This window comes from Corynebacterium sp. (assembly GCF_030532195.1).
Classification (GTDB): Bacteria; Actinomycetota; Actinomycetes; order Mycobacteriales; family Mycobacteriaceae; genus Corynebacterium.
Genome location: NZ_JAUNLP010000006.1, coordinates 130,687 through 144,395 on the forward strand (window position 1 = coordinate 130,687; position 13,709 = coordinate 144,395).

Genomic DNA, 13,709 nt, shown 5'->3' on the forward strand with positions numbered 1-13,709 from the left:
TAGTTAAAGGTGCGACGAATCGTGCCTGAGTTGGGTACGAATACGACTTACAAATGACACGCACCAGGTAAAGAATCTGCGCCAGTGGCTGCATTTTCTAGGAACCGGCATGTGACACTCGTGCAGATATTACAGGGTCAACGCGGAAAAATAAAAAAGGACGAGGACGCGCCGCTACGGTCGTCGTTAAGCAAAAGCGTACGAGGCGCGGTAAAGTACGAGACCAGAGTTTAAATATTCGCACGTTGAGCGGAGAGCTAAACCGAGTTTTAGGCTACGTCGATTACTAAGACTAATAGGCATCGCTTCCTGTACAGGACCAGCGATTAGGTAAACACGCCTGTCGTGTGTAAACTGTTTTTTCGCTGTTGTCTAGTTATTCGTTTACGCGCTCAGCGTCGAATGTCAATGGGCAGCGCCCCGGTGAGCTAACCGGCGTGGCGCGCCAATTGCGTCGGCATTGGGCGGCAAGGAAGCAAAGGAATCCCTATGTCGGCGATTTGCCAGGTTACGGGACGCAAGCCGTCTTTCGGCAAGACCGTGTCCCACTCCCACCGGCGCACATCGCGCCGTTGGAACCCCAACGTGCAGCGTAAGAAGTTCTACCTCGCCTCTGAGGGTCGTCACATTACTCTTAATGTGTCCCCGAAGGGTCTGAAGACCATCGACAAGTACGGTATCGAAGCTGTTGTTGCTCAGATCCGTGCACGTGGGGAGAAGATCTAAAAAATGGCACGTAATGACATTCGTCCAATCATCAAGCTGAAGTCCACTGCGGGCACCGGTTACACCTACGTGACCCGTAAGAACAAGCGCAACACCCCGGACCGTATCACCATTAAGAAGTACGATCCGGTAGTCCGCAAGCACGTCGAATTCCGCGAGGAGCGCTAATTCATGGCTAAGAAGTCTAAGATTGCCAAGAACGAGCAGCGCAAGGAAATCGTCGCTCGTTATGCAGAACGTCGCGCTGAACTGAAGCGCATCATCAAGTCCCCGAACTCCACTGACGAAGAGCGCCTGGACGCACAGTACGAGCTGAACCGCCAGCCGCGCGACGCATCGCCGGTTCGTGTTCGTAACCGTGACAATGCAGACGGTCGCCCACGTGGCTACCTCCGCAAGTTCGGTCTTTCCCGTGTCCGCGTTCGTGAGATGGCCCACCGCGGCGAACTCCCGGGCGTCCGTAAGTCCAGCTGGTAAGTCGAGGAGCACCAATGAAGCGCAATCACTCTAACAAGAAGGCGCGGATGGAGCAGTCCCGCCGCCCGAAGAAGAACCCGCTCAAGGCCGCAGGCGTTGAGAAGGTCGACTACAAGGACATTAACCTGCTCCGCCAGTTCATCTCCGATCGTGGCAAGATTCGTTCCCGCCGCGTCACCGGGCTTACTCCGCAGCAGCAGCGCCAGGTCGCTACCGCTGTGAAGAACGCCCGCGAGATGGCTCTCCTGCCGTTCACCAGCCGCTAAAGACGGCTGGTCGGCGGGAGCCGATCATTCGAATACCCGCCGAAAGGCCTTATTTACGCGCTGGCCGCATGACGATAAACATGCGATGACAGCGTAAAACGGACCTAATCCTCCCTGCTACGAAGGGAAAAAGGATTGGGTCCGTTTTGTATTTTTATACCTATTTTGCTTAGTAATCGCTGGGGCGCCTGCCCCATGGCCTAGACTTTTCAACTATGCCCGCCCTCGCAGAGATATTCACCGGATTCGGTTCCGTCGCAATCCTGATTGTTGTTGGGTGGGTGTTTGGGCGCAGCGAAATCGTCGATAAGCGCGCGTCTTTTACCCTGAACATGGTTGTCTTCTGGATTGCCATGCCCTGCATGCTCGCACACACGCTCGCCACCGCGGACTCAGCGAATATCTTTGGCTCCGCGTTTGCTGTCGCGGCGCTCTCAGCGCTGTCCACCGCGGCGGTCTACCGCATCGCCGTGGCACCTGCGTTCAAGCAACGCGGCGCGGATGCCGTGGTCGGTGCGATGTCATCGAGCTACAACAACGTCGCCAATCTCGGCGTACCCATCGCCGTCGCCGTGCTTCACGACGCAACTGCCGTCGTCCCAGCCCTGATTTTCCAAATCGCCTTCTACGCGCCGGCCTCTATGACGGTGCTGGAAATCCTTACTAACCGCAGTCGCTTTCGACTTCGCACCGTCATCGCGGCACCGCTGAAGAATCCCATTTTCCTCGCTGCAATGGTGGGACTTGCCGTCAACGCCTTTGACATCCACGTCCCCGAGTTCGTTGTCCATCCCGTGGGTCTGCTGGGGCAGGCCGCTGTCCCGATGGCGCTGGTCGCGTTCGGTATCAGTCTGCACGGCATGCCGTTTATGGAGGCCGGCCGCTCCCCTCGTCGCGCGGTCGTGGTCGCCTCTGCGCTAAAGCTCTTCCTTCACCCCACCCTCGCGCTGGTGTTCGGCCACTTCCTGTTCGGGCTGTCGGGACACGCGCTGCTTGCCGCCGTCATCATCGCAGGCCTGCCGACTGCTCAAAACGTCTACACTTTCGCCTCCCGATTCGGGCGCAATCTCGAGCAGGCGCGCGACTGTGGTGTCATCACAACTATCGCGTGCTTGCCGACGATCGCAGCGTTTACCCTCCTCCTTAGTTAGGTAGCAGTCAGCGGCTTCCGACGGCCGATAACGAATCTCGTTACCCTTGAGGGCGTGGAGATTCTGAAGACACTTCTCGAGGCAGACCCATCTGTTCCTCGTTTGACCTGTTATGACGAAACTACCGGTGGCCGCACAGACCTATCCGCACAGACGCTGGATAACTGGGCGTCCAAGATTGCAAACATGTTGCACGACGAGTTCGACCTTGTCGCCGGTGATCAGGCTTGGATTGATTTGCCATTGATTTGGCAGGCGGCCTGCATCATTCTCGGCTGCGAACGCGCCGGTGTGACGGTTAGCGACGACGAGCCTCTCGTCGTCTTCACCACCGCTGAGAAGTTGAGCACGTGGGAGGAAAAGTTCCCGGATGCCTATCTTGCGGTGCTTACCGACGACCCCTTCGGCCGCGGTGTCGTTGAATGCGGCGATGACATCCCACCAGGGGTTATTGACTTCGGCCCCGAAGTCCGTTTCCACCCGGATGCGTACCTTGGCGCTGGCCCTGATTCCGAAGAAGCCCCCGTTATTGGGGAAGCATCGGCTGACGGGCTTATTAATGACGCTCACCAGTTCGCTCAGCAGCTGGAACTCGCCCCCAAATCTCGCATAGTTTCCCACGGTTGGCTGGATTCGGAATCCGAGCAGGTCAGCGCACAACTTTGGGCCCGTAACGTGTTGTCTGCATGGACTAGCGGCGGCGCTGCCGTCGTTGTGCGCGGTGGCGATGCGGCACGGCTGGAGGCAATTGCAAGCTCGGAAAAGGCACGGGTCATTTAGCCGACTGATTCCCGGCGAGAGGTCTTATCGGTGGTCGCGATAATCTAGAAATCGTGATTACCCGACCATATATTCTCGCGATTCTCGCTCTTTTCAATGTCTTGGGCGCCTTAGCTGTATGGGATCTGAGCCCGTGGTGGTGGATCCTGATGGCATTTATCCTGTTTTTGGATTTGTTGGCCATCTACGACATGATTCAGAAGAAGCACTCCATCCTCCGGAACTTCCCAGTTATCGGCCACCTGCGCTACCTGGGTGAGACCATCCGCCCGGAGATGCAGCAGTACTTCATTGAGCGCAACTTTGACGGTGCGCCGTTTGACCGCGATACCCGAACCGTGGTCTATGAGCGTGCCAAGGGACTGACCTCCAAGAAGTCCTTCGGTACTGAGCGCAAGATTAACGCTCCTGGTTATGAATACGTCCGCCACTCCATGGCGCCTAGCCGCAATGTGATTAAGGACCCGCGCGTCCAGATTGGCGGCCCCGACTGTGCACACCCGTACTCCGCGTCGATTATGAATATCTCGGCGATGAGTTTCGGTTCGCTGTCTCCGAATGCCGTCATGGCAATGAACATGGGCGCAAAGTTGGGCAACTTCGTCCAGGACACCGGCGAGGGCGCAATCAGCCCATACCACCTGAAGTACGGTGCTGACATTTACTGGCAGCTGGGTTCAGGCTACTTCGGTGCCCGCACCGAAGATGGCGACTTTGATCCGGAGCTATTCCGTGAAAAGTCAAAGCTTCCGCAGGTCAAAGCAACATATCTGAAGGTCAGCCAGGGCGCTAAGCCGGGTCTGGGCGGAATGCTGCCAGGCCACAAGGTCAATGAAGAAATTGCGGCAACCCGCCACGTTCCAGTTGGCAAGGGCGTTATGAGCCCGCCATACCACCACGTCTACTCCACCCCGCGTGAGCTCGTGCAGTTCATGGGCACGATGCGTGAGCTCAACGGCGGCAAGCCAGTCGGCTTCAAACTGTGTGCGGGCTCCCAGCTGGAATTCCTCGCTGTCTGCAAGGCAATGCTGGAAGAAAACATCACACCGGACTTCATCATCGTCGACGGCGCAGAGGGCGGCACCGGTGCCGCACCACTGGAATACTCCGACCGCGTGGGTCTGCCACTTACCGACGGCCTGATTATGGTCCACAACGCTCTTGTCGGTGCCGGTCTTCGTGACCGCATCAAGCTCGGCGCATCCGGCAAAATTATCACTGGCTTCGACATCATTAAACGCATGTGCATTGGCGCGGACTTTGTAAATTCCGCGCGCGGCATGATGATGGCGACCGGTTGTATTCAGTCGCAGCTCTGCCACACCAACACCTGTCCAGTGGGTGTGGCCACCCAGGATCCAAAACTGTGGAAGGCCCTAGATGTTGAGGACAAGGGGCACCGCGTTGCCAACTACCACAACGCTACGGTGAAGGAAGCAGCTGGCCTGCTCGCGTCCATGGGCCTGGAAAGCTTCGACGAGCTGGGCCCGGAACATCTGCTGCGTCGCACCAGTGAGCAGGTTGGTGAATCCTACGCAGAGCTCTACAACTGGCTGGCTCCAGGTGAGCTGCTCACCGGTACCCGCTTCCGCAACTGGGCCGATGCCTGGGAGGCTGCAGACCCGGATACCTTCCACTACCCGGCAGCTCATATGCACGGATAGGTTGCACTGCGCATGCGGTATTGGCCGCCATGGCCATGTACAAAAGGCCGCTGGCACGATGATCGTCGTAAAGCGATATGGGTGCCAGCGGCTTTTTCTATGCGGCTTTTACAGTGAACGCCGCCTCAGGACTCCATACATCAGCACCGAAACAATGCCGGCGGTGACACCGGAGACAACACCGATATCTCCTTCAATGAGGCCAAGGGAATAGGCGGTGAAGGCAAGTGCGAGGCCAACAACCACGCCAACGACGATGGCGAAAAATAGATTAATCATTCGAGCTTTGTTATCCGACATGCGATTTCTCCTTAAGCAAGTTTCTTATACAACATTTTGGTACTTGCGGATGCCTGCAGAACTCTGCTGGGCACCTACGGGTATCGCCTCGAATCTTCGGATAATTGGCTTAATTGCTATGAAAAATAGATTAGCGCCGCTAACGGTGATAGTTGGATAACAATTTAGAAAAATCCTCACTCCGGCCGTTGAAGGCTCGAAATGAGGATTTCAAAAGGTGTTATCGCGCGGAGGCGACGATGATGTATCTCTCCGCTGCTACTCGCCCATCAGCTTCTTGCGCAGGCGCTCGTCCTTCGCCAGGACCTCATCACGCATATTGGCCTGGTACTTCTCCATCGCCACAATGAGCTCCGGGAAGCCGGCGGAGAGAATTCGCACGGCCAAAAGTCCTGCGTTCTTGGAACCGCCCACACCGACGGTTGCCACCGGAACGCCACCCGGCATCTGCACGATGGACAGCAGCGAGTCAACGCCCTCCAGGTTCTCCAGCGCACGCGGCACACCGATAACCGGCAGCGGAGTGGCCGAAGCAACCATGCCCGGCAAGTGTGCGGCACCGCCCGCACCGGCGATGATGCAGCGCAGCCCCTTGTCAGCGGCGGACTTCGCGTAATCAATCATGCGTTCCGGGGTGCGGTGTGCCGAGACCACGCCTACCTCAAACGGAATACCGAACTCAGCCAGCACCTGTGCTGCCGGCTCCATAGTCGGCCAATCCGAGTCCGAGCCCATGATCAGACCGACCAGCGGACCGGTTGCGTCTGCCAGCTTCGGGCTTGCCACCTGGTTTGCTTCAGCCAATGTTGTCTCCTTGTGAGATAGCAATCGAGTTTGTGGAAATGCTAGGCCTTAGGTGGCCTCGCTTGGTCTTATGCGGTGTAGCCGTCGGCCCACACGCCATCGACGATGTAGCCAGCAGCCAGGTTGGCAATCCGACGGGTCTCGGCAATCCCCTCCGGGCTTGCGTCATAACCGCACAGATTGACATGGCCCAGCTTACGTCCCGGGCGCCAGTCCTTGCCGTACCAGTGAATCTTCACTGACGGGAAACGACGCCAGACCTCAGCGAAGCGCTGCGAAATCGGCACATCAGAGGCTTCCTGGCCACCGAGAGTATTGACCATTACCGTCACTGGTGCAGTCGGACGGGTCGATCCCAGCGGAAGATCTGCCACAGCGCGCAAGTGCTGCTCAAACTGGCTGGTTTCACAGCCGTCCTGAGACCAGTGGCCGGTGTTGTGCGGACGCATGGCCAGCTCATTGACGAAAATTTCCGGCTTGCCTTCGGCATCGGTGGTCTCAAACAGTTCGACTGCCAGAGCACCGGTCACACCGAGTTCAGAGGCAATATCCACGCTGAGCTTTTCAGCCTTTTTAGCCAGCTCCTCAGAAATGCCCGGCGCCGGACAAATAGCTTCGACACAAATGCCATCACGCTGGACGGATTCCAGGACCGGCCAGGCCTTGACCTCACCGGATGGGGTACGGGCGCACATGGCTGACAGCTCGCGGACCAGCGCGACCTTCCGCTCGGCCATCAGTGGCACGTCCTTGCCCAGCAATTCGTCGACAAGCGAGCGCAAATCCTCGCGGTCCTTCGGGAACCAGACCCCGTGGCCGTCGTAGCCGCCGCGTCGTGCCTTCAAGCAGACCTCACCGTCAACGGAATCGAAGAATGCCACGGCATCGTCCACCGACTCGATGGCAGCGTATACCGGCACGGGTGCGCCGAGCTTTTCCAGGCGCTGACGCATCAGCAGCTTATCCTGCGCGTACAGCAGTGCGGACGGCTGTGGCTGGACCGAGTAACCCATCTCGGTCAGTTTGTTGAGGAACTCCGTCGGCACGTGCTCGTGGTCGAAGGTCACGGCCTGCGCACCTGCAGCGGCACGCTCAACGTCCTCCCAGACGTGATAGTCACCTATGACCACGTCAGCGCACACCTGCGCTGCGGAGGCATCCGCCGAACCGGCGAGCAGTCGGATGGACTGGCCAAGCTCAATGGCCTCCGTCTGCATCATGCGAGCCAGCTGACCATCACCGATAACCGAGATGACCGGCACGCCATCGGCGTGCGCTGGATGCTGCGCGGCCGTTGTCGGCGCGGCGGAATCAGGAGCAGAATTAGTGGAATTTTCAGAGATATCCGAAGCAGTCACACCCCTGATTGTAGGTTATGGCCCAAAATCCTAGGTCAACCGGGAGACCAACTTAGCCACCTTGCGCGTACTCGGGATATCCTCCACGGCCAGCGGCGGACCATAGTGGCGAGTGTGCAGGTAGAGTACTGCACCCTTACGATTCACCGCCCGCACCGAGCGCAAATCAATGGACACCACCTGCGGGCGCAGCACACCGCGCCGCAGAATGATGCGCCGATCAGTTAAGACAAACCGCTCCCCCAACCAACGGAAAACTGGGCGCACTACCCGCCACAGAATCAGCAGCAGCCAGGCCAGCATGAGCAGCTGACGCACACCCTGCATATCTCCCGGTGCAATATTTGGGCTGTCAATGAAGCCGATGAGCAACCAGCAGACGCCGGTGATGACCATGAGCTCCAACAGTGGCCAAATCAACCGGCCGAAGGTCGGGTTGGTATCCAGCAGAATAACTTCGCGCGGATCTAGCTCGTCATACGGAAAAGCCATTTAGCGAGCCCCTCGCTCCGCGCTGTTGTGCGCCGATGCATAGCCACCGTCGGTTGCGCGCACATGGAATACGTCACCGGCGGCAATGAAATGACTCTTGCCGGACTCATCAGTGACAATCAATTCACCGTCCGCCCGCACACCAACAGCCTTGCCCACCAGCACATGATCACCCGGCAGTTCCACGCGCACGTTCGCGCCGATTGTCGCACAGACCGCCTCATAATCACGCAAGAGCTGGGCGTCACCCTGGCGCCACTGTGCTTGACGACGTTCCAGCGCACGCAACACTCCAGCGGAAATGTCATTTCGGTCGAGATTGTCCGCGCCCGCCAGATATAGCGACGTGGCATGTGGTACCGGTAGCTCATCTTCCTGTAGCGACACATTGATTCCCATCCCCGGAATGAGTGCTGGCGGCGTCAGCGAGGCGGCTTCCACCAGAATGCCGCAGAGCTTGCGACCGTCAATCAACACATCATTCGGCCACTTCAGTGCGACGCGCTCCGCGGCAATTCCGGCGACTTCCACCACGGCCTCTACTACCGCCAGCCCTGTGATGAGCGGCAGCAGACCAATCTGCTCCGGCTCCAGCCCCTCTGGTCGCAGCAGTACGCTCAGAGCAATGGATGCGCCCTTCGGCGCTTCCCAGCTGCGGCTGAGCCGGCCACGGCCTGCGGTCTGCTCCGATGCGATCAGCGCGCTGAGATCCGGCGCAAGCCCCGGCGCTGCCTGTTCCTTGAGATCAGCATTCGTCGACCCCGTGGTCTCCACAACGTCAATTGCATTCCAGCCTGGCGCGGCGGCGCGCACACGGGTGACGTCAAGCGGACTACGAGAGGCAGTAATACGAGGGTCGGTCATGCACAGCAGTCTAGCGCCCTGGGCGGATTCGCCAATTCGGTGTTGACTCCAATTATTCGCACACGTGAGAAGCATCACACTACACACGCTTACTATTTTCGACTCCAAACACTACATTTCCTAACATGACACTTTCCTCACGTTTACTGTCTGCAGCCCCCAACCCCACCACCGCCTCCCTCAACGAAGACCTCCTGCGTCGACGCGCGGCGGCGCACACTCCGATGGGACCAAGCAGTTATGCCAAGCTCAAAACTGCAGGTCGTATGACCGCTCGAGAACGTATCGACTACCTTCTTGACCAGGACTCTTTTGTCGAGTTCGATGCCCTCGCTCGTCACCGCACCACCGCGTTTGGAATGGAGGCCAAGCGCCCTGCTACCGATGGCATAATCACCGGCTGGGGAACTATCGACGGCCGTGAGGTCTGCATCTTTTCCCAAGACGGCACAATCTTCGGTGGCGCACTCGGCGAGGTCTACGGCGAGAAAATGACCAAAATTCAGCAGCTCGCCATCACAACAGGCCGTCCACTGATCGGAATGTACGAAGGAGCCGGCGCCCGAATCCAAGACGGCGCGGTCTCCCTCGATTTCATCGCTCAGACATTCCGCCACAACGTCCGCGCCAGCGGCGTCATCCCACAAATTTCGGTCATCTTCGGCGCCTGCGCAGGCGGAAATGCCTACTCGCCAGCACTCACCGATTTCGTTGTCATGGTCGAAGACAACTCCCGCATGTTCGTCACCGGCCCGGACGTCATCGAAACCGTCACCGGCGAAAAAATCGGACAACACGAACTAGGCGGCGCCGACACCCACATGGAAATCGCGGGTAACTCTCACTACACCGCCGCAAATGAACGCGACGGCCTCGATTGGGTCTGCGATCTGCTCGACTATCTGCCCAACAACACCTCATCGCCCACACCACACTGGGATTCCGACGCCAGCGACGACATCACCGACACAGACCGCGCGCTTGACTCGCTCATCCCCGACAGCCCATCCACGCCTTACGACGTCCACGAGGTCATCGATTCGCTTTGCGACGATGCCGAGTTCCTAGAAATCCAGGAGCACCGGGCGGCCAATGTCGTGGTTGGGTTCGGTCGCATGGCCGGCCATTCAGTGGGCTTTGTCGCAAACCAACCGATGGAATTTGCTGGCTGCTTGGATATCGATGCCGCCGAAAAGGCGGCTCGCTTTGTACGCACCTGCGACTGTTTCAACATTCCGCTCGTTTTTCTCGTGGATGTTCCTGGCTTTCTGCCGGGCGCACACCAGGAACACCAGGGAATTCTTCGTCGTGGCGCGAAACTGCTCTACGCCTACGCGGAGGCGACAGTCCCCAAAATCACCGTCACGATGCGCAAGGCCTACGGCGGAGCCTATTGCGTCATGGGATCAAAGGGGCTTGGCGCTGATGTCAATCTCGCGTGGCCGACAGCTCAAATTGCCGTCATGGGCGCTTCCGGCGCAGTACGTTTCCTCCACCGTGCGGAGATTAGAAAAGCTACCGAGGATGCCATCCTTAGGAACCCGAATGAGGCCGAATTGGGCACTCCGCAAAGTGTGAAGGAGCTCATTTCTGAGTTGGAAAAGGGATACGAACAACACATGCTGACGCCCTACCGTGCCGCCGAACGGGGGTTACTGGATGAAGTCATCCTCCCCTCCGAGACACGAACCCGAGTGATGAAAAATCTGCGCCTGCTGACTTCAAAGAAAGTGCCGTGGCCTGCACGCAAGCACGGTAACATTCCGCTGTAAGAGCAGGCTTTTGGTAAAAATTTTCACAGTTTTTACCCCTGGTTTTGTTAACGGCGGTTGCCCCCGACTACCTCCCCCCGTTTTCGAAACGTAAACTAGTTGGCATGACGACTGCCGCAAATACACAAACCGGTGAAACTCCGGATTTGACCACAACCGCTGGAAAATTGGCCGATCTGCGAGCACGCCTCGCAGAAACTCAGGCCCCAATGGGACAGGCCGGTATCGACCGTGTCCACGACAAGGGCAAGATGACCGCTCGTGAGCGCATCGAGTTCCTGTTGGATGAGGGCTCTTTCGTGGAGGTTGACGCTCTTGCACGTCACCGCTCCAAGAACTTCGGCCTCGACGCAAAGCGTCCCGTCACCGATGGTGTCGTGACTGGTTACGGCACCATTGATGGCCGCCAGGTCTGCGTCTTCTCGCAGGACGGTGCCATCTTCGGTGGCGCGCTCGGTGAGGTCTACGGTGAAAAGATTGTCAAGATTATGGATCTGGCAATCAAGACCGGTGTTCCGATTATCGGCATCAACGAGGGTGCGGGCGCCCGCATCCAGGAGGGCGTTGTCTCCCTCGGCCTTTACTCCCAGATCTTCTTCCGCAACACCCAGGCATCGGGCGTTATCCCGCAGATTTCGCTGATTATGGGCGCCTGCGCCGGTGGCCACGTTTACTCTCCGGCACTGACCGACTTCATCGTCATGGTCGACGGCACTTCGAAGATGTTCATCACCGGCCCGGACGTCATCAAGACTGTCACCGGTGAGGAAGTCACTCAGGAAGAGCTCGGTGGCGCTGGTACTCACATGTCCACCTCCGGTACCTCGCACTACACCGCTGCTGATGATGAGGACGCACTGACCTTCGTTCAGGAACTGGTCAGCTACCTGCCGTCCAACAACCGGGCAGAGGCTCCGCGTATGGAGGCCGAGCCGTTCGAGGGCTCCATCGCTGACAACATCACTGAGACCGACCTTGAGCTCGATACCCTGATTCCGGACTCCCCGAACCAGCCGTACGACATCAAGGAAGTCATCACCCGCCTGGTCGACGACGAGGACTTCCTGGAGATTCAGGAAGACTACGCTCAGAACGTTGTCATCGGCTTCGGTCGCATCGAGGGCCGTTCGGTCGGCTTCGTTGCTAACCAGCCGATTCAGTTCGCAGGCTGCCTGGACATCAAGGCTGCTGAGAAGGGAGCTCGCTTCGTCCGCACCTGTGACGCCTTCAATATCCCGATTGTGATGCTGGTTGACGTTCCTGGCTTCCTGCCGGGCACCAACCAGGAGTTCGACGGCATCATTCGCCGTGGCGCCAAGCTGCTGTACGCATACGCTGAGGCCACTGTTCCGAAGATCACCGTCATTACCCGTAAGGCATACGGCGGAGCTTACTGCGTGATGGGCTCCAAGGACATGGGCGCTGACATCAGCCTCGCATGGCCGACTGCTCAGATTGCCGTCATGGGTGCCTCCGGCGCCGTCGGCTTCATCTACCGCAAGGAGCTCAAGGCTGCTGCAGCCGAGGGCAAGGATGTTGCTGCACTGCAGAAGGAGTACGAGGCAGAGTACGAAGCCACCTTGGTCAACCCGTACATGGCTGCTGAGCGCGGCTTCGTCGATGCCGTCATCGCTCCGAGCGAGACCCGTGGCCAGCTCATCGAGGGCCTCCGCCTGCTCGACCGCAAGGTTGTCAACGTACCCGCCAAGAAGCATGGGAACATTCCGCTGTGACCGATTCCAACAACACCCCAGCAACCGAAGAAAAGGACGCCGCTGCAGCCTCGGCTGCACCGTTCATGTCCGTCCTCAAGGGCAATCCATCCGACGCTGAGACCGCTACTCTCGCGCTCTTGTTCGCGGGAATGGCTGCAGCTGGCGGTGCCAAGGAGGACCACGGACCCCGCAACGACTGGGGCCGGTTGGAGGAAGGCTTCAACCAGCCACACCGGTACGTTCCGGGCACAATCCGCAACGTCCACTTTTACTAGGACAGCTACCGCTTACCGCGTAGTCGTTACCGCTTGCTAGTGGCGTCAATTCGCTAGCGCGCAGCGCCATCATCGCTAATTAGTCGATGGTGGCGCTTTTGCCTTGCCCAGATAGACTTTGGTGCTATGAACTCCAAGTCACTGTCCGCTGGACTTTTTGCGTTATTGCTGGTGCTCGTCGGCTGCACACCGTCCGACAACACCGAGAGCCCTACTGACTCTGCTGCTACAGAGTCTGGTGCCGTCGCCAAGCGCATCGTCTCCCTCTCTCCCACCGCGACGGAAACGCTCTTTGACATCGGCGCGGGCGACCAAGTCGTAGCGGTCGATTCGCTTTCCGACGTCCCGGAGAACGCACCTCGCCGTGATTTCAGTGGCTTTCAGCCGAACCCTGAGGCCGTGATTGCGGAGGATCCGGACCTTGTTATTGCCAGCCAGGATGCCAATGGGCTTGGGGCAGCGCTCGAGGCGGTGGGCATTGAGCTTTTAGTGCTTCCGGCGGCTGCAACGTTTGAGCAGGCCTACGAGCAAATTGAGCAGATTGGCGAGCGCACTGGGCACAGTGATGACTCCAAGAAGCTGGTCAGCCAGATGAAGGAGGATATCGCCGCGGCGGTGGACAGCGTGGATCCTGCCATCCGCAAGGAGGGCTTGAACTACTTCCACGAGGCGGATCCGACTCTCTACAGCGCTGGAGACTCGACTTTTATCGGGCAGGCGTATGCGATGTTCGGCATGAAGTCGATTGCAGGACCGAGTGACGGCTACCCACAGCTGACCAATGAGGCTGTCATTGATGCTAATCCGGATCTGATTTTCCTGGCCGACAGCGGCGCGGACGGTGGCGTGACTCCTGATGATGTCTCCGCGCGTCCAGGCTGGAACGAGATTGATGCGGTGAAGAACAATCGCATCATTGAGCTGGATGCCAACTTGGCCAGTCGCTGGGGACCGCGTTTGCCGCAGTTGATTGAAGCCATTGCCGATGCGGTAAAGGCCTACCAGCCGGTACCAGCGTAGCGCGACCATCCCGCCCCCAAACCAGCTACAACCAGCTAGAAGTAC

General features: G+C 58.5%; 16 protein-coding genes. 11 read left to right on the top strand and 5 right to left on the bottom strand.

Annotated elements, in window-relative coordinates:
• Positions 1-489 precede the first annotated feature (489 nt).
• The 7 genes from rpmB to Q4E11_RS08020 all read left to right on the top strand — a co-directional run bounded on the left by rpmB (position 490) and on the right by Q4E11_RS08020 (position 5,064).
• The gene (gene rpmB, locus Q4E11_RS07990) at positions 490-726 is read left to right on the top strand and encodes a 50S ribosomal protein L28 (protein WP_016423274.1); all 237 of its coding nucleotides are present in this window, start codon (positions 490-492) and stop codon (positions 724-726) included.
• Positions 727-729: 3 nt separating this feature from the next.
• The gene (gene rpmG / locus Q4E11_RS07995; RefSeq protein ID WP_005511413.1) at positions 730-894 is read left to right on the top strand and encodes a 50S ribosomal protein L33; all 165 of its coding nucleotides are present in this window, start codon (positions 730-732) and stop codon (positions 892-894) included.
• 3 nt (positions 895-897) lie between these two features.
• Entirely contained in the window at positions 898-1,203 is a 306-nt protein-coding gene (gene rpsN, locus Q4E11_RS08000) for a 30S ribosomal protein S14 (protein WP_303165008.1), read from the top strand.
• 14 nt (positions 1,204-1,217) lie between these two features.
• The gene (gene rpsR, locus Q4E11_RS08005) at positions 1,218-1,469 is read left to right on the top strand and encodes a 30S ribosomal protein S18 (RefSeq protein ID WP_005511410.1); all 252 of its coding nucleotides are present in this window, start codon (positions 1,218-1,220) and stop codon (positions 1,467-1,469) included.
• A 215-nt stretch (positions 1,470-1,684) separates the two neighbouring features.
• Positions 1,685-2,620: an AEC family transporter gene (locus tag Q4E11_RS08010; protein ID WP_303165009.1), complete on the top strand. Its 936-nt coding sequence runs from the start codon at positions 1,685-1,687 to the stop codon at positions 2,618-2,620.
• Positions 2,621-2,674: 54 nt separating this feature from the next.
• Positions 2,675-3,400, top strand: a complete 726-nt coding sequence (locus Q4E11_RS08015) for a TIGR03089 family protein (RefSeq protein WP_303165011.1) — start codon at positions 2,675-2,677, stop codon at positions 3,398-3,400.
• A gap of 53 nt (positions 3,401-3,453) precedes the next feature.
• Positions 3,454-5,064: an FMN-binding glutamate synthase family protein gene (locus Q4E11_RS08020; RefSeq protein ID WP_303165012.1), complete on the top strand. Its 1,611-nt coding sequence runs from the start codon at positions 3,454-3,456 to the stop codon at positions 5,062-5,064.
• A 108-nt stretch (positions 5,065-5,172) separates the two neighbouring features.
• Here the strand turns inward: Q4E11_RS08020 and Q4E11_RS08025 are convergent, their stop codons facing one another.
• The 5 genes from Q4E11_RS08025 to Q4E11_RS08045 form a co-directional block, all read right to left on the bottom strand.
• Entirely contained in the window at positions 5,173-5,364 is a 192-nt protein-coding gene (locus tag Q4E11_RS08025) for a hypothetical protein (RefSeq protein ID WP_303165014.1), read from the bottom strand.
• Between the two features lie 258 nt (positions 5,365-5,622).
• Positions 5,623-6,099 carry a 5-(carboxyamino)imidazole ribonucleotide mutase gene (purE, locus tag Q4E11_RS08030; protein WP_303165104.1) on the bottom strand — a complete coding sequence of 159 codons (477 nt, stop codon included), beginning with the start codon at positions 6,097-6,099 and terminating at the stop codon, positions 5,623-5,625.
• A 137-nt stretch (positions 6,100-6,236) separates the two neighbouring features.
• A complete protein-coding gene (locus Q4E11_RS08035) occupies positions 6,237-7,511 on the bottom strand; it encodes a 5-(carboxyamino)imidazole ribonucleotide synthase (protein WP_303165105.1) in 1,275 nt (424 codons plus the stop codon).
• A 45-nt stretch (positions 7,512-7,556) separates the two neighbouring features.
• Positions 7,557-8,018 carry a PH domain-containing protein gene (locus Q4E11_RS08040; protein ID WP_303165015.1) on the bottom strand — a complete coding sequence of 154 codons (462 nt, stop codon included), beginning with the start codon at positions 8,016-8,018 and terminating at the stop codon, positions 7,557-7,559.
• Entirely contained in the window at positions 8,019-8,882 is an 864-nt protein-coding gene (locus Q4E11_RS08045) for a biotin--[acetyl-CoA-carboxylase] ligase (protein WP_303165016.1), read from the bottom strand. It abuts the gene before it with no gap.
• A 125-nt stretch (positions 8,883-9,007) separates the two neighbouring features.
• Between Q4E11_RS08045 and Q4E11_RS08050 the strand changes: the two genes are divergently transcribed.
• From Q4E11_RS08050 to Q4E11_RS08065, 4 genes are all read left to right on the top strand, one after another.
• Positions 9,008-10,654, top strand: coding sequence for an acyl-CoA carboxylase subunit beta (locus Q4E11_RS08050; RefSeq protein WP_303165018.1), 1,647 nt, complete (start codon positions 9,008-9,010; stop codon positions 10,652-10,654).
• Between the two features lie 104 nt (positions 10,655-10,758).
• Complete coding sequence (locus Q4E11_RS08055; protein ID WP_303165019.1) at positions 10,759-12,387, top strand: acyl-CoA carboxylase subunit beta; 1,629 nt, start codon at positions 10,759-10,761, stop codon at positions 12,385-12,387.
• Positions 12,384-12,644, top strand: coding sequence for an acyl-CoA carboxylase epsilon subunit (locus tag Q4E11_RS08060; RefSeq protein ID WP_303165020.1), 261 nt, complete (start codon positions 12,384-12,386; stop codon positions 12,642-12,644). The genes Q4E11_RS08055 and Q4E11_RS08060 overlap by 4 nt, the downstream gene beginning before the upstream one ends.
• Positions 12,645-12,770: 126 nt before the next feature.
• A complete protein-coding gene (locus tag Q4E11_RS08065; RefSeq protein WP_303165022.1) occupies positions 12,771-13,664 on the top strand; it encodes an ABC transporter substrate-binding protein in 894 nt (297 codons plus the stop codon).
• Positions 13,665-13,709: the final 45 nt, after the last annotated feature.